This is a genomic window from Mammaliicoccus sp. JADD-157, from assembly GCF_049310805.1.
Taxonomy (GTDB): Bacteria; Bacillota; Bacilli; order Staphylococcales; family Staphylococcaceae; genus Mammaliicoccus; species Mammaliicoccus lentus.
In genome coordinates, this window is sequence record NZ_JBMOVZ010000001.1 from 924333 (window position 1) to 943681 (window position 19349).

At 33.2% G+C, this 19349-nt stretch carries 16 protein-coding genes and 1 pseudogene; 15 read left to right on the plus strand and 2 right to left on the minus strand.

The window, feature by feature from the left end:
- The first annotated feature begins 18 nt into the window (after positions 1–18).
- The 11 genes from ACO6VN_RS04685 (at position 19) to ACO6VN_RS04735 (ending at position 12414) form a co-directional block, all read left to right on the plus strand.
- Entirely contained in the window at positions 19–921 is a 903-nt protein-coding gene (locus tag ACO6VN_RS04685; RefSeq protein WP_064204068.1) for an aspartate carbamoyltransferase catalytic subunit, read from the plus strand.
- Positions 909–2192 carry a dihydroorotase gene (locus ACO6VN_RS04690; protein WP_194200840.1) on the plus strand — a complete coding sequence of 428 codons (1284 nt, stop codon included), beginning with the start codon at positions 909–911 and terminating at the stop codon, positions 2190–2192. Before ACO6VN_RS04685 ends, ACO6VN_RS04690 begins: the two co-directional genes overlap by 13 nt.
- Positions 2185–3285, plus strand: a complete 1101-nt coding sequence (locus ACO6VN_RS04695) for a carbamoyl phosphate synthase small subunit (protein ID WP_216683135.1) — start codon at positions 2185–2187, stop codon at positions 3283–3285. Before ACO6VN_RS04690 ends, ACO6VN_RS04695 begins: the two co-directional genes overlap by 8 nt.
- The gene (gene carB, locus ACO6VN_RS04700; RefSeq protein ID WP_194200838.1) at positions 3278–6451 is read left to right on the plus strand and encodes a carbamoyl-phosphate synthase large subunit; all 3174 of its coding nucleotides are present in this window, start codon (positions 3278–3280) and stop codon (positions 6449–6451) included. Before ACO6VN_RS04695 ends, carB begins: the two co-directional genes overlap by 8 nt.
- 12 nt (positions 6452–6463) lie before the next feature.
- On the plus strand, positions 6464–7222 hold the full coding sequence (locus ACO6VN_RS04705) for a dihydroorotate dehydrogenase electron transfer subunit (protein ID WP_017000579.1): 759 nt from the start codon (positions 6464–6466) through the stop codon (positions 7220–7222).
- The gene (locus ACO6VN_RS04710; protein ID WP_017000581.1) at positions 7219–8145 is read left to right on the plus strand and encodes a dihydroorotate dehydrogenase; all 927 of its coding nucleotides are present in this window, start codon (positions 7219–7221) and stop codon (positions 8143–8145) included. Before ACO6VN_RS04705 ends, ACO6VN_RS04710 begins: the two co-directional genes overlap by 4 nt.
- On the plus strand, positions 8146–8838 hold the full coding sequence (gene pyrF, locus ACO6VN_RS04715) for an orotidine-5'-phosphate decarboxylase (RefSeq protein WP_017000583.1): 693 nt from the start codon (positions 8146–8148) through the stop codon (positions 8836–8838).
- Between the two features lie 5 nt (positions 8839–8843).
- Positions 8844–9452, plus strand: a complete 609-nt coding sequence (gene pyrE / locus ACO6VN_RS04720; protein ID WP_026023706.1) for an orotate phosphoribosyltransferase — start codon at positions 8844–8846, stop codon at positions 9450–9452.
- Positions 9453–9480: 28 nt separating this feature from the next.
- A complete protein-coding gene (locus ACO6VN_RS04725; RefSeq protein ID WP_064204064.1) occupies positions 9481–9759 on the plus strand; it encodes a hypothetical protein in 279 nt (92 codons plus the stop codon).
- Between the two features lie 325 nt (positions 9760–10084).
- Positions 10085–11680 (plus strand): SLC13 family permease, encoded by a 1596-nt coding sequence (locus tag ACO6VN_RS04730; RefSeq protein WP_174700882.1) that lies wholly within the window; start codon positions 10085–10087, stop codon positions 11678–11680.
- 326 nt (positions 11681–12006) lie between these two features.
- The gene (locus tag ACO6VN_RS04735; RefSeq protein WP_194200836.1) at positions 12007–12414 is read left to right on the plus strand and encodes a VOC family protein; all 408 of its coding nucleotides are present in this window, start codon (positions 12007–12009) and stop codon (positions 12412–12414) included.
- 68 nt (positions 12415–12482) lie between these two features.
- On the opposite strand, the gene ACO6VN_RS04740 is transcribed toward ACO6VN_RS04735, so the two are convergent.
- The gene (locus ACO6VN_RS04740) at positions 12483–14174 is read right to left on the minus strand and encodes an Rqc2 family fibronectin-binding protein (protein WP_422404290.1); all 1692 of its coding nucleotides are present in this window, start codon (positions 14172–14174) and stop codon (positions 12483–12485) included.
- Between the two features lie 173 nt (positions 14175–14347).
- Here ACO6VN_RS04740 and gmk point away from each other — a divergent pair, with 173 nt between their 5' ends.
- The 4 genes from gmk to priA all read left to right on the plus strand — a co-directional run bounded on the left by gmk (position 14348) and on the right by priA (position 18975).
- Positions 14348–14971 carry a guanylate kinase gene (gmk, locus tag ACO6VN_RS04745; RefSeq protein WP_017000160.1) on the plus strand — a complete coding sequence of 208 codons (624 nt, stop codon included), beginning with the start codon at positions 14348–14350 and terminating at the stop codon, positions 14969–14971.
- Positions 14971–15171 (plus strand): DNA-directed RNA polymerase subunit omega, encoded by a 201-nt coding sequence (gene rpoZ, locus ACO6VN_RS04750; RefSeq protein ID WP_017000158.1) that lies wholly within the window; start codon positions 14971–14973, stop codon positions 15169–15171. Before gmk ends, rpoZ begins: the two co-directional genes overlap by 1 nt.
- Before the next feature lie 196 nt (positions 15172–15367).
- The gene (coaBC, locus tag ACO6VN_RS04755; protein WP_017000156.1) at positions 15368–16570 is read left to right on the plus strand and encodes a bifunctional phosphopantothenoylcysteine decarboxylase/phosphopantothenate--cysteine ligase CoaBC; all 1203 of its coding nucleotides are present in this window, start codon (positions 15368–15370) and stop codon (positions 16568–16570) included.
- The gene (gene priA / locus ACO6VN_RS04760; RefSeq protein WP_194200835.1) at positions 16567–18975 is read left to right on the plus strand and encodes a primosomal protein N'; all 2409 of its coding nucleotides are present in this window, start codon (positions 16567–16569) and stop codon (positions 18973–18975) included. The genes coaBC and priA overlap by 4 nt, the downstream gene beginning before the upstream one ends.
- 100 nt (positions 18976–19075) lie before the next feature.
- On the opposite strand, the pseudogene ACO6VN_RS04765 reads toward priA, so the two are convergent.
- Positions 19076–19243: pseudogene (locus ACO6VN_RS04765) on the minus strand (tyrosine-type recombinase/integrase); the annotation flags it as partial.
- Positions 19244–19349: the final 106 nt, after the last annotated feature.

Genomic DNA, 19349 nt, shown 5'->3' on the forward strand with positions numbered 1-19349 from the left:
TTCTAGGAGGCGTTACCCTTGAAAAACATATTATCTATGGCTGATTTAACAAAAGACGAAATATTAAACATTATTCACAAAGCGCAGGATCTAAAAGAACAAGGTATAAGTTCAATTGATAGAAAAGCAACTGTAGCAAATTTATTCTTTGAAAATTCTACAAGAACGAAATGTAGTTTCGAAATGGCTGAAAGAAAATTAGGATTAGACATTTTACCATTTGAAACAAATACTTCATCTGTTCAGAAGGGTGAAACGCTATATGACACGTGTAAAACTCTCGAATCTATAGGAGTTGAAGCGCTGATCATCAGACATAGTGAAAATGAATATTATGAACCTTTAAAATCACTTAATATACCTGTTATTAATGGAGGAGATGGAAGTGGACAACACCCAACTCAATCTTTACTGGATATTATGACGATTTATGAAGAGTATGGTTATTTTAGCGGGTTAAAAGTTTTAATTTCAGGAGATATTAAAAATTCAAGAGTAGCAAGAAGTAACGCTGACGCTTTAACAAAATTAGGTGCAGAAGTCATGTTCTCAGCTCCAGACCAATGGAAAGAACAGATTTCTGATATTCCTTATGTAAATATTGATGATGTTATTAATGAAATTGATGTGTGCATGTTGTTAAGAGTACAAAATGAAAGACATGATAAAGGTCAATCTTATAGCAAGTCTGAATATCATGTTGGTTATGGCCTTACAAAAGAAAGATACGAACAACTGAAAGATAGTGCAATTGTAATGCATCCTGCTCCAGTAAATCGAGGGGTCGAAATTGATACAAATTTAGTTGAAAGTCCAAAATCTCGCATTTTTAGACAAATGGAAAATGGTGTTTTCGTGAGAATGGCATGTATTCAAGAAGTACTTAATCATAAGGAGGAAAAAGTAAAATGTCACTTATAATCAAAAATGGAAAAATCTTATCTCAAGGTGAACTTGTGAAGAAAGATATACAAATAGAAGATGGTAAGATCAAAAGTATCGCTGATTCAATAGAAGAAGGAAATTTGAAAGTGATTGATGCTAAAGGACATTTTATTTCGCCAGGTTTTGTTGATGTCCATGTTCATTTAAGAGAACCAGGTGGAGAGCATAAAGAAACAATTGAAACAGGAACTAAAGCAGCGGCAAGAGGTGGTTTTACAACTGTATGTCCAATGCCTAACACTAAACCTGTTCCGGATTCAGTTGAAAATCTAGAAAAAATACATGACATTATAAATAAACATGCTGCTGTAAGAGTATTACCATACGCATCTATTACTGTGAGACAAGCAGGTAAAGAGCACGTAGATTTTAAAGCTTTAAAAGAAACAGGCATGTTCCAATTTACTGATGATGGTGTAGGGGTACAAACAGCTTCAATGATGTATGAAGCAATGATAGAAGCTGCTAAAATCGATAAAGCAATTGTTGCGCATTGTGAAGACAATTCACTTATTTACGGTGGAGCAATGCATGAAGGAAAACGAAGTAACGAACTTAACATACCAGGCATACCTTCAATATGTGAAGCTGTCCAAATTGCCAGAGATGTGTTATTAGCTGAAGCTGCTAATTGTCATTATCATGTGTGTCACGTTTCGACTAAAGAAAGTGTAAGAGTAATAAGAGATGCTAAAAAAGCTGGAATTAAGGTGACTGCAGAAGTAACACCACATCATTTATTGTTAACTGAAGACGATGTACCTGGAGACGACGCAATATACAAAATGAATCCACCATTAAGAGCAAAAGAAGACAGAGATGCTTTAATTGAAGGACTTATTGATGGAACGATTGATTGTATAGCAACAGATCACGCTCCGCATGCCAAAGAAGAAAAAGAAGCTTCTATGGTTGATGCACCATTTGGAATTGTAGGAAGCGAAACTGCTTTCCAATTGTTATATACACATTTTGTTAAAACAGGAAAATTCACTCTAGAACAACTTGTTTCTTATTTAACAATAAAACCATCTGAAACATTCGATTTACCTTATGGACGACTTGAAGAAGGTGGCTATGCTGACCTTACGATAATAGATTTAGAAACAGAAAGACCAATTAAAGCTGAAGAATTTGCTTCTAAAAGTAGCAATACACCATTTATCGATGAAGTTGTATCAGGATACCCAATCATGACAATTTATGACGGTGAAATAGTTTATGAGGAGGCAGTAAAAAATGCGTAATAGAAGATACTTAGTTCTTGAAGATGGCACCATTTATAAAGGGTTTAAGTTAGGCTCAGATGAATTAACAATAGGAGAAATTGTATTCAATACAGCTATGACAGGTTATCAAGAAACGATTTCAGATCCATCATATACAGGTCAAATTATTACATTCACATATCCACTTATTGGGAATTATGGTTTTAACCGAGACGATTTTGAATCATTAACACTGACTTTAAATGGTGTAGTTGTTCGTGAAGCATGTCAAGAACCGAGTAACTTCAGATCTAGTAAAACACTAGATGAAACTTTGAAATTTTATAATATTCCAGGTATTTCCGGTGTTGACACAAGAAGTTTAACTAGAAAAATTAGAAACCACGGCGTTTTTAAAGCTGGTTTTACAGATAATGAAAACGAAATTGAAACAGTTATTCACAGATTGAAAAATGATACGTTAAGAACTGATGAAGTTGAACAAGTATCATCTATTAGACCGTATATTTCAACAGGAGACGGGTATAAAGTAGTACTGATTGACTATGGTAAAAAAGAAAATATTGTACGTGAATTAAATAGAAGAGGCTGTGATGTGACAGTTGTACCATATCAAACATCTGTAGAAGAAATATTAAATATTGCCCCTGATGGCGTGATGGTTTCTAATGGTCCAGGTAATCCAGAGAATGTTAAAGAAACGCTAGATACGATTCAATCAATTATAGGAAAAATACCATTCTTTGGTATATGTTTAGGACATCAATTATTTGCAATATCACAAGGTGCAACTTCGTACAAAATGAAATTTGGTCATAGAGGTGCTAACCATCCTGTTATGAACTTAAGTACTGGAAAAGTTGATTTAACAAGTCAAAATCACGGCTACGCTATAGAAGAAGAATCAATCAAAAATACAAAATTAGAAATTACACATATCGCATTAAATGATCGTTCAATAGAAGGTCTGAAGCATAAAGAGTATCCAGCTTTCTCTGTACAGTATCATCCGGAAGCTTCTCCAGGACCACATGATTCAAATTATTTATTCGATGAATTTATTGAAATGATTCAATTACATAAAGAGAAGGAGCGTAATATTAATGCCTAAACAAACAGATATAAAATCCATCTTAGTTATCGGTTCAGGTCCAATCATTATAGGACAAGCAGCTGAATTTGATTATGCAGGTACACAAGCTTGCCTAGCTCTAAAAGAAGAAGGTTATAAAGTCATACTTGTTAACTCTAACCCAGCCACGATTATGACTGATACAGAAATTGCAGATACAGTATACATCGAACCTTTAACATTGGATTTTGTTAGTAGAATTATAAGAAAAGAACAACCAGATGCACTATTACCAACATTAGGCGGTCAAACAGGTTTAAATATGGCAATTGAATTACATGAAAATGGTGTACTTGAAGAAAATAATGTTCGTTTGTTAGGTACGCAATTATCTTCCATCGCTCAAGCAGAAGACCGTGATTTATTCCGTAGTTTAATGAATGAATTAAATGAGCCAGTACCGGAAAGTGATATTGTAAATGATTTAGACGCCGCCGTCCAATTTGCGAATAAAGTAGGTTATCCTTTAATTGTTCGCCCAGCTTTTACGATGGGTGGAACAGGTGGCGGAATTTGTAATGATGAGACTGAATTAAGAGAAGTTGTTCAGAACGGTTTAAAATATAGTCCTGTAACTCAATGTTTAATTGAAAAATCAATAGCTGGATATAAAGAAATTGAATATGAAGTAATGCGAGATAAAAATGATAATGCCATTGTTGTGTGTAACATGGAAAATATTGACCCTGTTGGTATACATACTGGAGATTCAATCGTGGTGGCACCAAGCCAAACATTATCAGATGTTGAGTACCAAATGTTAAGAGATGTTTCATTAAAAATTATTAGAGCTTTAAAAATAGAAGGTGGATGTAATGTACAATTAGCACTTGATCCACATTCTTTAAATTATTATATCATCGAGGTTAATCCACGTGTATCTAGATCCTCTGCTTTAGCTTCAAAAGCAACGGGGTATCCGATCGCTAAATTAGCAGCTAAAATTGCAGTTGGTATGACATTAGATGAAATGCTGAACCCTGTTACAGGCACGTCATATGCAGCATTTGAGCCTGCTTTAGACTATGTTGTTTCTAAAATACCTAGATTTCCTTTTGATAAGTTCGACAAAGGTGAAAGACATTTAGGTACACAGATGAAAGCAACTGGAGAAGTTATGGCTATTGGAAGAACTTATGAAGAATCGCTTTTAAAAGCAATTCGCTCATTAGAATATGGCGTACATCATTTAGGATTACCTAATGGAGATGAATTTGAACTAAACTTCATAGAAGAAAGAATTAAAGCACAAGATGATGAAAGACTTTTCTTCATTGGAGAAGCAATTAGAAGAGGAACATCGTTAGAAAGAATTCATGAACTAACTGAAATTGACTACTTTTTCTTAAATAAATTTAAACACATTATTGAGATAGAACATGAACTTAAAGAAAATAAAGGGAATTTAGAATGTTTAATGTGGGCTAAACAGTATGGATTTAGTGACAAAGTGATTGCGCATAGATGGGAACAATCTGAACGTGAAATTTATGATTTAAGGCAACAACATCAAATCAATCCAGTTTATAAAACTGTCGATACGTGTGCAGCTGAGTTTGAATCAGAAACACCATATTTTTATGGCACTTATGAAGAAGAAAATGAATCAATAGTATCGGAGAAGGAAAAAATTATCGTTCTAGGTTCTGGTCCAATAAGAATCGGCCAAGGAGTAGAATTCGATTATGCAACAGTTCATGCAGTATGGGCGATACAAGAAGCTGGATATGAGGCAATAATCATAAATAATAACCCAGAAACTGTTTCGACTGATTTCTCAATTTCAGACAAACTATATTTTGAACCTTTAACAGAAGAAGATGTTATGAGTATTATTAATCATGAAGAACCAATTGGAGTAGTTGTTCAATTCGGAGGTCAAACTGCGATTAATTTAGCTGATAAACTTTCTGAAAAGGGCATTAAAATACTTGGTACTTCTTTAGAGGACTTAAATAGAGCAGAAGATAGAAAAGAATTCGAAGCTTTATTACAAAAAATAAATGTACCACAACCATTAGGAAAAACTGCAACATCTGTAGAAGAAGCAATAAAAAATGCGAATGAAATTGGTTACCCTGTCGTTGTGAGACCTTCATATGTACTAGGTGGTAGAGCAATGGAAATCGTATACGCTGAAGCGGAACTACGAAATTATATGGAGCAAGCTGTTAAAGCAAGCCCCGAACACCCAGTACTGATAGATAGATATTTAACAGGTAAAGAAATAGAAGTAGATGCAATATCAGACGGGGAAACAGTTGTTATACCAGGAATCATGGAACATATTGAAAGAGCTGGCGTTCACTCAGGAGATTCTATAGCAGTTTATCCACCACAAACTTTAACAGATGAAGAAATTAATATGTTAGTAGACTATACGACTAAATTAGCTAAAGGGCTAAACATTATCGGTTTAATCAATATTCAGTTTGTTTTATCTAAAGGTGAAGTCTTCGTACTTGAAGTTAATCCTAGAGCAAGTAGAACTGTGCCATTTTTAAGTAAAATAACGGACATTCCAATGGCTAAGTTAGCTACAAAAGCAATTACAAATATATCTTTAAAAGAACAAGGATATGAAAACGGATTAGTTCCTTACAAAGAAGGCGTGTATGTAAAAGCACCAGTATTCAGTTTTAGTAAATTGAAAAATGTAGATATTACTTTAGGACCTGAAATGAAATCAACAGGTGAAGTAATGGGGAAAGACTTAACGCTAGAAAAAGCATTATATAAAGGTTTAACGGCAAGCGGATTAAAAGTACAAGATCAAGGTACAGCACTGTTTACTGTAAGTGATAAAGATAAAGAAGAAGCTTACATTATTGCAAAACGATTCCATGAAATAGGTTATAGAATTTTTGCAACTGAAGGAACATCAAAATATTTCCAAGAAAAAAATATACCAACTTATACTGTAGGAAAAATTGGTGGAGAACATGATTTGCTATCTGTTATTCAAAAAGGCGAAGTACAATTAGTCGTTAATACAATGACTAAAGGAAAAATTTATGAAAGAGATGGTTTCCAAATTCGTAGAGAATCGGTAGAGAACGGCATTCCTTGTTTAACGTCACTTGATACTGCAAACGCATTAGCAGATGTAATTGACAGTATGACATTTAAAACTGACCAAATGTAGAGGGGGATCACAATGTCTCATTTAATGACAGTTGTATCAAATAATCAAATTGCAGACGCTATTTATGAATTAAAAGTTTATGGTGATATTACGAAAAATATGAAAAAACCTGGCCAATTCGTACACATAAAGGCAGGTATGGGTACTGAACATATGTTAAGAAGGCCTATATCAATTTGTGAAGTGAATCGAGAAGATGAGACTTTCACAATGCTTTTTAGAAAAGAAGGGCAAGGAACTGAAAAAATTTCTAAACTAAAATCAGGAGATTCTATAGATGTTATTGCGCCTTTAGGTAATGGTTTTCCAGTGGAAGAAGCACAAAATACCGCTTTATTAGTAGGTGGCGGTATTGGTGTGCCTCCACTATATGAATTATCTAAACAACTTAATGCAAGAGGAATTAAAACAATTCACGTGTTAGGTTTCCAAAGCGCAAAAGATGCATTTTATGTCGAACAATTCGAATCTTTAGGAGAAACGTATATAAGTACGGTTGACGGAAGTTTAGGTACAAAAGGATTTGTTACAACTGTTATTGAACAATTAGAAACACCTTTCGATATATTTTATAGTTGTGGTCCCAAAGTGATGCTCAAAGCATTAAAAGCACAATTAAGTGATGTTAAAGGTTACATTTCTTTAGAAGAACGCATGGGTTGTGGGATTGGTGCATGTTACGCCTGCGTGTGCCATACTGATGATGATGTAGGTTATGTTAAAGTATGTACAGATGGACCAGTATTCGAAAAAGGAGCCGTTATCATATGAGTAGATTAAATGTAACACTACCAGGTTTAAATTTGAAAAATCCAATAATGCCAGCAAGTGGATGTTTTGCATTTGGTAAAGAATTTAGTCAGTTCTATGACTTATCAGAGCTTGGATCTATTATGATAAAAGCTGCTACTAAAGAAGCAAGATATGGGAACGAAACACCTCGTGTTGCCGAAACTGCTAGCGGAATGATAAATGCTATTGGATTACAAAATCCAGGGGTTCATCATATTATTGAACATGAGCTAAAATATTTAGAGCAATTTGATGTACCAATTATTGCTAACGTAGCTGGTTCAACAGAAGAAGAATATGTATATGTAGCAGAACACATTTCAAAATCACCTAACGTACATGCATTAGAATTAAATATTTCATGCCCAAACGTTAAAGAAGGTGGCATACAATTCGGAACAGTACCAGAAGTAGCAAGTGATTTAACAAAAAAGGTGAAAGAAGTATCTTCTGTTCCAGTGTATGTTAAACTATCTCCTAATGTTACGAACATTGTTGAAATGGCTAAAGCAATCGCTCAATATGCAGACGGAATCACGATGATTAACACTTTAGTTGGTCTACGTGTTGATGAAAAAACAGGAAAGCCGATAATAAGTAACATTGTTGGTGGTTTAAGCGGGCCAGCAATTAAACCTGTAGCTTTAAGAATGGTTTATGAAGTTAGTCAAAATATTGATATTCCGATCATTGCAATGGGTGGCGTTAGAACTGCTCAAGATGTAATCGACTATATATCAGTAGGTGCAGATGCAGTAGCAGTAGGAACAGCTAATTTTGAAAATCCTACAGTATGTAAAGAAATTATTGATGAATTACCAAGTTTATTAGATAAATTAGGGGTACAACATATTCACGAACTTAAAGGTAGAACATATAGACAAGAAGGAGTTGTAAAATAAATGAAAGATACACCAATTATTGCATTGGATTTTGCAACGCTGAAAGAAGTAGAAAATTTTTTAGATTTATTTGATGAACCACTATTTGTGAAAATTGGAATGGAACTATTTTTACAAAATGGTCCTGATACAATTAAAGCAATTAAGGATAGAGGACACGACATATTTTTAGATTTAAAGCTACATGATATACCAAATACTGTACAAAGTGCATTGGCGGGATTAGGAAAATTTAATATAGATCTTATTAATGTGCATGCAGCAGGTGGCATAGAAATGATGAAATCTGGTTTAAAAGGCCTGAAATCTACGAATCCTAACGCAAAATTAATAGCTGTAACGCAACTTACTTCTACTACTGAAGAACAAATGCAGAAAGAACAAAATATCCAAACATCTATAGAAGACTCAGTTGTTCATTATGCTAAAAATACTAAAGATGCTGGTTTAGATGGGGTCGTATGTTCACCATTAGAATCTAAAATATTAAAAGAAACTCTTGGTAAAGAATTCTTGAAAGTAACACCGGGAATACGATTAGAAACGGATAAAACGCATGATCAACAACGTGTTACAACTCCAGAAGAAGCGAAAAATCTTGGTTCAACACATATTGTTGTAGGCCGTTCAATTACACAACATACGAATCCAGTGGAAAGATATCACGAAATATTACAAAGATGGAAAGGATAATGAACATGACTTCAAATATTGCACAATCATTATTAAAGATAAAGGCGGTTACACTTTCACCAGAGGATCCTTATACTTGGAGTTCAGGCATTAAATCGCCAATATACTGTGATAACAGAGTCACGTTAGCTTACCCTGAAATAAGAGAAGACATTTATAAAAGTTTAATTAATTTAATAAAAGAACATGCTAATGAAGTAGAAATTATTTCAGGGACTGCAACAGCTGGCATACCTCATGCTGCATTTATCGCCGATGATCTGAAGCTACCTATGAGTTATGTAAGATCAAAAAGCAAAGGGCATGGTAAAGGTAATCAAATTGAAGGTGCTTCAAGCAAAGGAAAAAAAGTTGTTGTCATTGAAGATTTAATTTCTACAGGTGGTTCTTCAATCAATGCAGTAGAAGCATTATTAGAAGATGGCGCTGAAGTTTTAGGTGTATTCGCAATATTTACATATGGTATTTCCAAAGCAGAAGAAGCATTTAACAAAATTAATGTTCCATTTTACACTTTATCAAACTATGATGAACTTGTAACTGTGGCAGAAAAAGAAGGATTTATAGAAAATAAAGATATTAAAACTTTAAAAGAATGGAAAGATACTTTATAATGAACTCATATAAAGGGGGCCGTATTTTATGGAAAGTGAACATCGTTTAACTGCTGAAGAAGAACGTGAGCAGATTAAAAAATGGGGACACATTAATGATTTTCTTAAAAAAGATTCTAACAAACCGGCGGACTTTGAGCATTCAAAAGTAAGAGACGATAATTTTAAAGAAAGAACCGGCTATACAAATAATACAAATGTAGACAGAGATAGAAGATATGATTTAGACGATAAAAACATTTTCAAAAGTATAAAAAAAGAACTAGAGAAGAACGGATTCTTTAATACAAAAGAACAAAACAATTAAAAAATTTAAATTATAGCTATTTCTGAGGCTGGGGCATATATACATGCCCCAGCCTCGATTCATTATAATGGCAGTAGCTGACTGGTTTGAAAATCCACTTATATCAAGCTTTTTCAACCCCAGTCATTCTTGCCGAGGTGGGACTACGAAATCTTTTTAATAAAATGAGATTTCTGGCCCACTCTTTTTTATAAATATATATATAATTTTATACTTCCGTATATATAAAAAGCATAAATATTATAATAATTTAATAAAAATAGTATTCTAAAGAAGTAATATTTGTTAAAATGTAAACGAATACAATTTAAGGGGGTAGTAATATATGAAAGAAAAGGGAAATAAACTTACCGATAAGCTTTGGAAAGAAAGTGGAAGAACTAAAGAAATGTTAAAGTTCTTTTCAGCAGATGCATTAAAAGGACAAAAAGAACCAGAACCAAAGTTAAAAGCATATAATACAGCACAGTTAGTAGGATTAATTTTAGGGCCTTTATTATTTTTAATTGTCTTATTATTTGTTAGTCCACCAGGACTCAGCCAAAAAGGGGTTTATGTTATGGCTGTAACACTTTGGATTGCAGTTTGGTGGATTACAGAAGCTATCCCTATTCCGGCAACGAGTTTAATGCCTTTATTCCTATTTCCTTTAGGGGGCGTAATGGATAGCGAAACAGTGTCTAGCGCTTATGGGGATGACATCGTATTCTTATTCTTAGGTGGATTTATTATTGCTATTGCAATGGAAAGATGGAACTTACATACAAGGATTGCACTTGTTATCATTAAAAGTATCGGGACAAGTACAGGGCGAATTTTATTAGGATTTATGATTGCTACTGGTGCTTTATCGATGTTTGTGTCTAATACAGCAGCAGTAATGATCATGATTCCAATTGGTTTAGCTATTATTAAGGAAGCACATGAATTAACAACTGATGATTCTAAAGAACATCATTTATCACAATTTGAAAAATCGCTTGTTTTAGGTATCGGGTATGCCGGTACAATTGGTGGTTTAGGTACTTTAATTGGTACACCACCGTTAATTATTTTAAAAGGACAATATGAGAAAATATTTGGAGAAGAAATTAGTTTTGCCCAATGGATGGTTATGGGTGTACCAGTAGTTATTATTTTATTAGCTATTACATGGGCGTATTTAAACTTTGTGAAATTTAAACACGATATGAAGGAGCTACCAGGCGGTAAAGAAATAATTACAAAAGAATTGAAAGCTTTAGGTAAGACAACTTATGAAGAAAAAATCGTGTTAACATTATTCTGTTTAGCAGCATTTTTATGGGTATCAAGAGAATTTTTACTTTCACAATTTACATTTACAGAGCTTGTTAAAGATGGAACGATTTCAATGTTCGTTGCGGTATTATTATTCTTAGTGCCCGCAAAAAGAAAATTTGCTCGAATTTTAGATTGGTCTATTGCAAAAGACTTACCATGGGGTATTTTATTACTATTTGGTGGAGGTTTAGCTGTAGCATCAGCTATTACAGAAAGTGGTTTAGATAAATGGATGGGTAAACAAATATCCAGCCTTGAAGGTATTAACATCATCTTGATTATCTTTATTGTTACACTGTTCGTACTATTCTTAACTGAGATTACATCGAATACAGCTACAGCAACAATGATATTACCGATTTTAGCGACTATAGCAGTGGGTATACACATACATCCACTTGCGCTGATGATACCAGCGGCTATGGCAGCAAACTGTGCATTTATGTTGCCAGTAGGTACACCACCGAATGCGATAGTATTTGGTACAGATAAAGTATCCATTCGAGAGATGGCGACAACAGGATTCTGGTTAAACTTATTCAGTTGTGTTGTAATCGTGATATTTGTTTGGTTCATGGTGCCATGGTTATTCGGCATCGATTTAATGTCTACTAAATAAAAAGTGCATAAATATTAAAAACTAATTTTATAAATTACAAATGGATTTATAAATAAAAAGCGTCACTCCGTTAATTCAAAATATGACGGAGTGGCGCTTCAGTTTGCTTTTAGCTTATTATTTTATAAAAGTTTTTATAATCAATGTTTATCCTAAGAACAATTTTATGAAGACATAACCTATAATGATGATTGCTAATAAGATGACAACCGGTAATAATAATGACAATGACATAATATCTCTCCTTTGTCTTTAAACCTTATAATGATTATACTCATTATATAAGATAAAAGAAACAATTTAAATACGTTAATGGAGTGAAACCAATGATACCTAAAATAACAACATTTTTAATGTTTAATGGTGAAGCGGAAGAAGCTATTAAATTTTATACATCTATTTTTAAAGATAGTGAAATACTAACTATGGTTAAGTATGACGAAGAAGGGCCAGGTGAACCTGGAACAGTACAACATTCTATATTTAAAATAAACGGTGAAATTTTTATGGCGATTGATCAAAGTAACGGAGTAGATATTGAAATGAACCCAGCAATGTCTTTATATGTTACTTGTGATAATGCTATGGAAATGGAAACCTTGTATTCAGAATTAAAGTCAGGCGGTGCTATTTTAATGCCTAAAACAGAAATACCCCCAACTTTTAGAGAATTCGCATGGGTACAAGATAAATACGGCGTTAATTTCCAATTAGCATTGCCAGAAAATCAATAAAAAATAGCAGTGAATTCTCCACCAACGTGGAATTTTCACTGCTATTTTTATAACTTTATTTTGGTAAATTATTTCTTTAATAATTTCTTTATATCATCATAGTCAGTTGTAACATATAGCGTCGATTGATGATCATAAGTTACAAATCCTGGCTTTGCTCCGCTTGGTTTGTGTACTTTTTTAATTTCAGTATAGTCTACAGGTATTTGACCTGATTGACTTGCTTTTGAATAATATCCTGCAATCATTGCCGCTTCATTTATCGTTGTTTCTGTAGGCTCTGTATCTTGTATAACAACATGTGAACCTGGAATATCTTTAGTATGGAACCAAAGTTGGTTCTTTCTTGCGATACGATGTGTAAGATAATCGTTTTGTTTATTATTTTTACCTAATAATATTGTTTGACCATCAGATGATTCAAACGTTGTTAAAGTAATTTTATTAGATTTTTTCTTTTTATTATTTTTACGTCTTTTTACAAATCCTTGTTCTTCTAACTCTTCTCTAATATCATCAATATCTTCAACAGAAATATGTTTAAGTTGTTGTTCCAATGACTCGAAATATAGAATGTTAGATTGAGTAAGTTTAATTTGTTTTTCTAATTCTATTTCACGCGTTTTTAAACGGTTATATTGTTTATAATAATATTGTGCGTTCATAGAAGGTGATTTAGTTGGATCTAAAGGAATAGTAATAGGCTCGTTATTGTAATAATTAATTGTTTCTAACGATTCATCACCTTGTTTTATTTGATACATATTTGCTGTAATCAATTCACCATATAATTGTTGTATATCTTTAGTACTTGCTGCTTCTTGTTCGTTAATAAGTTTTTCTAACTTATGCTTATTCTTCTGTAAATGTTGGTCAACAATTTTAACTAAGTCTAATGCACGTTGTTTTACACGTTCTCGTTCTCCACGAGATTCATAAAAACGGTCTAAACATTCATGCAATGTGTTAAAACTTGTATAGTCTTGTCCATAAGAATGTAGAGGCATAAAATAGAAAACTTCTTTACCAGTTGAGTGGTTGTTATATATGACTGGCTTAGGTTCTTCCTTTACTTCGTTAATCACTTCATCGAATGCTTCTACAAGCGTACTTTGGTTCATGAACGGTCTTCTAGATACAATTTCTTTTGTGATAAGTGGACTAAATCCTTCGAATTGTTGAAGTAATTGTCTATCAATTTTACCAGAATTAAAATCAATATATTTATTAATATCGTCTACTTCAAAAGGATTCATTTTCTTAGTTGTAGGTGGATATTCATATTTAAAACCTGGCATAATCGTACGAGCAGTATTTGTATTTGGTGTATGATGTTTAAACCCATCTATAATTTTACGTTCACCATCTACTAAAATAATATTGCTATGTCTTCCCATTATTTCTAAAATGAGGGTACGTTTTCTTAAGTCACCAATTTCATCTCTTGAATGAATATCGATTTCAACTAATCTATCATTTCCAATTTGCGTTATCGCTTGTATGATACCACCATCGAGATGTTTTCTTAAAACTCTTAAGAACATCGGTGGATCAAAAGGATTCTCTAGTTTTTCTTCAGTAAGATGAAATCTACTAAAATTAGCATGCGTAGATAATAATAGATGATTATTCTTTCTTTCACTACGAATTGTTAAAATAATAGTGTCGTTACTTGGTTCTGTTATTTTATGAATTCGCCCAGTTACGAGCGATTGTATATCTTCTACTATCTTTCTTGTAAATAAGCCATCAAAAGCCATTTGCATTCACACCTTTTTAAAAAGTCAATTTATTGTAACATGTAAGGGATTAAATGAGTATATTTCTGTTTAAAGTTTACAACCTCTCTAGCCATACAGAATTGAAGTATGGTAAGATATAAAAAACAAAATGATGATAAATCGTTAGTATTCATTAGGAAAGGTCGTTTGACATGAACATAGAAAAAGGGTTACTGATTGTTCTCTCAGGTCCGTCTGGTGTCGGAAAAGGAACAGTAAGAAAATCAATCTTTGATGATCCTAGTACCGATTTTAAATATTCTATCTCAATGACTACAAGGAATATGCGTCCAGGTGAAACTGATGGCGTAGATTATTTCTTTAAATCAAGAGAAGAATTTGAAGCTTTAATTGCCGATGATCAATTTATAGAGTATGCTGAATATGTAGGTAATTATTATGGTACACCTGTACAATATGTAAGGGATACAATGGATAACGGATATGATGTATTTTTAGAAATTGAAGTGGAAGGCGCTAAACAAGTTAGAAAGAAGTTTCCTGAAGCTTTATTTATATTCTTAGCTCCACCAAGTTTAGAGCATTTAAAAGAAAGACTTGTTGGTAGAGGCACAGAATCGAATGAAATTATTCAAAATCGTATTACTGAAGCCCGTAAAGAAGTAGAAATGATGAATCTTTACGATTATGTTGTCGTGAACGACGAAGTAGAATTAGCGAAAGCACGTATTCAATCAATTGTTGAAGCTGAACATTTGAAAAGAGAACGTGTAGAAGCTAGATATAGAAAAATGATATTGGAGGCCAAAAAATAATGTTATATCCAGCACAAAATGAACTTAAAGATAGTATTAACTCTAAATATTTAATTGTAACAACAGCTGCTAAGAGAGCACGTGAACTTCAAGAATATCCTGATAGTTTATTATTAGATGAGTATCGTTCTCTTAAAAATGTAGGACAAGCACTTGAAGAGATTGCAGCTCATAAAGTACAAGCTAAACTACAAGATTAATATCTCCATAATATCAGCAGGCTGGGACATTATCATGTCTCAGCCTTGTTTATTATATAGACAGTAGCTGATTGGACTGGAAATGCGCTTATAACATACTTTTTTCAATTTAATATATAGATTGAATTCATGACAGTATAAATTAAAGAATGTATAATAAGTGTTAATAATAATTGTAATTTGGAGGCGTACACAAATGAAGAATATACTTCTAGCTGTTACTGGTGGCATAGCTGCCTATAAAGCGATTGATTTAACAAGTAAATTAACACAAAACGGATACGTAGTGAGAGTGATGTTAACTGAAAATGCCCAACAATTTGTTACTCCTCTAGCTTTCCAAGCAATCAGCCGTAATCATGTTTATACAGATACTTTTGACGAAAAAGATGTTAGTGAAATACAACATATCACTATAGCAGATTGGGCTGATGCTGTTATTGTTGCGCCTGCTACTGCAAATACTATTAGTAAGTTGGCAAATGGGTTAGCAGATAATATGGTCACATCTACATTACTAGCGACTACAGCGCCTGTATTTATCGCACCAGCGATGAATGTTCATATGTTGGAACATCCTTCTATAGTAGCGAACATGGCTAAATTAAGAGAGTATGGTTATAAATTTATTGCACCTGGAGAAGGATATTTAGCATGTGGTTATGTAGCCAAAGGAAGAATGGAAGAACCGATTACAATATTAACGATTATTGATGATTATTTTAAAGAAAATTTAAATCTTCAAACTTTTTCATTACAAGGCAAAAAAGTTTTGATAACTGCAGGTCCGACTATAGAAAAAGTTGACGCAGTAAGATACTTTACAAATCGCTCTAGTGGAAAGATGGGTTATGCACTGGCTGAAGCAGCAAGAGACCTAGGTGCCGAAGTTATATTAGTAAGTGGAGAAACTCAATTGACTCAGCCAAAAGGTGTTGAATACGTCCAAATTACAAGTGCGGAAGATATGTTTCAAGCTGTGAAACAGTATAAAGATAATATGGATATGATTATTAAAGCAGCAGCTGTAGCTGATTATACCCCGGTTGAAACATCAGATAAGAAAATGAAAAAGCAAGATGGTGACCTTGAATTAGTCTTTAAACGAACGACAGATATTTTAAAATATTTAGGTGAACATAAACAAAATCAATATTTAGTTGGTTTTGCAGCAGAAACCGACAATGTAGAAAAATATGCTATGGGTAAATTAAAAAAGAAAAATGCTGATGTGATTATTTCTAATCATGTTGCAAATCAGGAAATTGGATTTAAATCTTCTGATAACGAAGTTGAAATGTTCTTTGCTAATGGAGATAGAGTACCATTTAAGAAAGAATCTAAACAAAAAATAGCATTTAAAATTTTAAACGAAATTGCAAGTAGGTGGAATTCTTGATAGCTCATGTAGTAGTAGATATTCCTTCTAAAAATGTAGACAAAATGTTCGATTACAAAATACCACAAGACATTGAAGAAATCGTTAAAGTTGGAGTTCGTGTAGAAGTGCCTTTTGGATCAAGAAAAATCCAAGGCTTTGTTATCGACATTAGTGAACATTTATCTAGTGATATAGATGCCTCTAAATTAAAATCAATAATAAGAGTTAAAGATTTTAAACCAGAACTTACATCTGAATTGATTAAGTTGAGTGAATGGATGGCGAATTTTCATTTAGTTAAACGTATATCCGCTCTTGAAATCATGTTGCCTAGCGCCGTAAAAGCAAAATACCAAAAAATTTATCAAGTAAATGACCCAGAACCTTTACCAGCAGAATTGCTAAATACCTTCAATAAAGAAGGTATTTTAACTTTTGATCAAGCTCAGAAATTGCAAATCGTTTCAGAACTTGAACATTTTGTAGATAAAAATATATTGTCTAAAGATACAATTGTAGGTCAACAATTAACACGTAAGTATGCAACATGTGTAAGGATTATACCGACTGATAGATTAGATGAAATATTGGAAGCTATTAGTAAAAAAGAAAAACAATTAGATGTGTTGAATTATTTAATAGAGCATCGTCATGAAGATGTATTGTTAAAAACGTTAAAAGAAGAAGGGTTTTCAAATTCTAGTATTCAAACACTTGTGAAAAATCAAGTGTTAGAAAAATATGAAGCGGTCGTTAATCGTGATCCGTATGAGAACAGAATATTCGAAAAAGAAAATAATAAAGAACTTACTGAAGCACAGCAATCAGCTTTCGAAAATATAGATAAATCAGTTTCAAATGAAGAATCAAAGACATTTCTATTACACGGTGTCACAGGTTCAGGTAAAACTGAAGTGTATTTACAAACGATAGAAAACGTCCTTAATCGAGGTGAACAAGCAATAATGCTTGTTCCTGAAATTGCATTGACGCCACAAATGGTTAATAGATTCAAAGCGAGATTTGGTGATGAAGTTGCAGTTCTTCATTCAGGCTTATCAAAAGGCGAAAAGTATGATGAGTGGCAAAAAATTAGAGATGGTAAGGCGAGCGTTTCAGTCGGTGCTAGATCAAGTGTCTTTGCACCATTTGAAAATTTAGGTCTTATTATAATTGACGAAGAACATGAATCGACATATAAACAAGAAGATTATCCAAGATATCATGCCCGTGAAATTGCCATATGGAGAAGTGAATATCATAATTGTCCTGTTGTGCTAGGCTCAGCAACGCCAAGTTTAGAAACATTTGCACGCGCAGAAAAAGGTGTTTATCATTATTTAGGATTACCAGACAGAGTGAATTTGCAAAAAATGCCTGAAATAGCGTTAGTGGATATGAGAGAAGAACTTCAAGCAGGGAACCGTTCAATGTTCTCTGAACCATTAACAAGAGCGATTCAAGATAGAATCAATAAAAATGAACAAATCGTATTGTTCTTAAACAGAAGAGGTCATTCGTCATTTGTATTATGTAGAGATTGTGGACATGTACCGCAATGTCCAAATTGTGATATTTCATTAACTTATCATAAAACAACAGATGATTTAAAATGTCATTATTGCGGATATAGTGAACCGATGCCACCGACTTGTCCAAGTTGTGGTAGTGAACATATTAGACAAATGGGTGTGGGTACACAAAAGGTTGAAGAACTTATATATGAAACATTCGATGATGCCAAAGTTATTCGAATGGACGTAGATACTACGTCTAAAAAAGGCGCCCATGAGCGACTGTTAAATGCATTTGGAAATCAAGAAGCAAATATATTATTAGGAACACAGATGATTGCTAAAGGATTAGATTTTGAAAATATAACATTAGTCGGAGTGCTAAATGCAGATACAATGTTGAACTTGCCTGATTTTAGATCAAGCGAAAAAACATTCCAGCTCTTAACACAAGTAGCAGGGCGTGCAGGAAGACATGAGAAGACTGGAGAAGTAATGATACAAACGTATAATCCAGAACATTACGCTATTCTAGACGTAACTAAAAATGATTACTTATCTTTTTATGAAAAAGAAATGAAATTCAGACAAGTAGGAAGATATCCACCATATTACTTCCTTGTTAACTTGACCATTAGTCATTTCGATAAAAGAAAAGTATTAAAAGCATCGAAACATATACATGATATTTTAGTACAACATGTGACGCCACAATCATTTGTGTTGGGTCCTTCACCAAGTCCGTTATCACGTATTAACAACCAACATAGATTCCAAATACTTATTAAATTTAAAAGCGAACCAGGGCTACTTACAGCACTGCAATACTTAGATGACTACTATCACGAACAATACATGAAAGATAAACTATCATTAGAGATTGATATAAATCCGCAAATGATGATGTAGAATTTTTCTATAAATGCTTTTATATCAGTGACTGTAGGTGTTTAATCGCCTTGCTACAAACTAGCAAGGGCAATTAAAGGGCAGAATCAGACGTTTTTCGTTAAGATGGTATACTTTCTAATTTTTCAACGAGTAACTTATCCATCTTTTCTGTAACGTGTGTATACACTTTTATTGTTGTTTTTTCATCGGTATGTCCTACACGTTTCATTATTGCTTTTAATGAAATATTCATTTCAACGAGTAAACTTATATGAGTGTGTCTAAAACAAGCTTATATGTATAGGTTAGTGAGTAAAGGTAGGGGCTTTGATAATCCTTATGGGTTACCTATTGCATAGCCCATATAAAACCTTGTGAATTGTTGGGAAATC

Excerpts from the sequence above, each read along its gene's own strand:
- ACO6VN_RS04690 (WP_194200840.1), top strand. The coding sequence starts at position 909 with ATGTCACTTATAATCAAAAATGGAAAAATCTTATCTCAAGGTGAACTT.
- ACO6VN_RS04695 (WP_216683135.1), top strand. The coding sequence starts at position 2,185 with ATGCGTAATAGAAGATACTTAGTTCTTGAAGATGGCACCATTTATAAA.
- carB (WP_194200838.1), top strand. The coding sequence starts at position 3,278 with ATGCCTAAACAAACAGATATAAAATCCATCTTAGTTATCGGTTCAGGT.
- ACO6VN_RS04705 (WP_017000579.1), top strand. The coding sequence starts at position 6,464 with ATGTCTCATTTAATGACAGTTGTATCAAATAATCAAATTGCAGACGCT.
- ACO6VN_RS04710 (WP_017000581.1), top strand. The coding sequence starts at position 7,219 with ATGAGTAGATTAAATGTAACACTACCAGGTTTAAATTTGAAAAATCCA.
- pyrF (WP_017000583.1), top strand. The coding sequence starts at position 8,146 with ATGAAAGATACACCAATTATTGCATTGGATTTTGCAACGCTGAAAGAA.
- pyrE (WP_026023706.1), top strand. The coding sequence starts at position 8,844 with ATGACTTCAAATATTGCACAATCATTATTAAAGATAAAGGCGGTTACA.
- ACO6VN_RS04725 (WP_064204064.1), top strand. The coding sequence starts at position 9,481 with ATGGAAAGTGAACATCGTTTAACTGCTGAAGAAGAACGTGAGCAGATT.
- ACO6VN_RS04730 (WP_174700882.1), top strand. The coding sequence starts at position 10,085 with ATGAAAGAAAAGGGAAATAAACTTACCGATAAGCTTTGGAAAGAAAGT.
- ACO6VN_RS04735 (WP_194200836.1), top strand. The coding sequence starts at position 12,007 with ATGATACCTAAAATAACAACATTTTTAATGTTTAATGGTGAAGCGGAA.
- ACO6VN_RS04740 (WP_422404290.1), bottom strand. The coding sequence starts at position 14,174 with ATGGCTTTTGATGGCTTATTTACAAGAAAGATAGTAGAAGATATACAA.
- gmk (WP_017000160.1), top strand. The coding sequence starts at position 14,348 with ATGAACATAGAAAAAGGGTTACTGATTGTTCTCTCAGGTCCGTCTGGT.
- rpoZ (WP_017000158.1), top strand. The coding sequence starts at position 14,971 with ATGTTATATCCAGCACAAAATGAACTTAAAGATAGTATTAACTCTAAA.
- coaBC (WP_017000156.1), top strand. The coding sequence starts at position 15,368 with ATGAAGAATATACTTCTAGCTGTTACTGGTGGCATAGCTGCCTATAAA.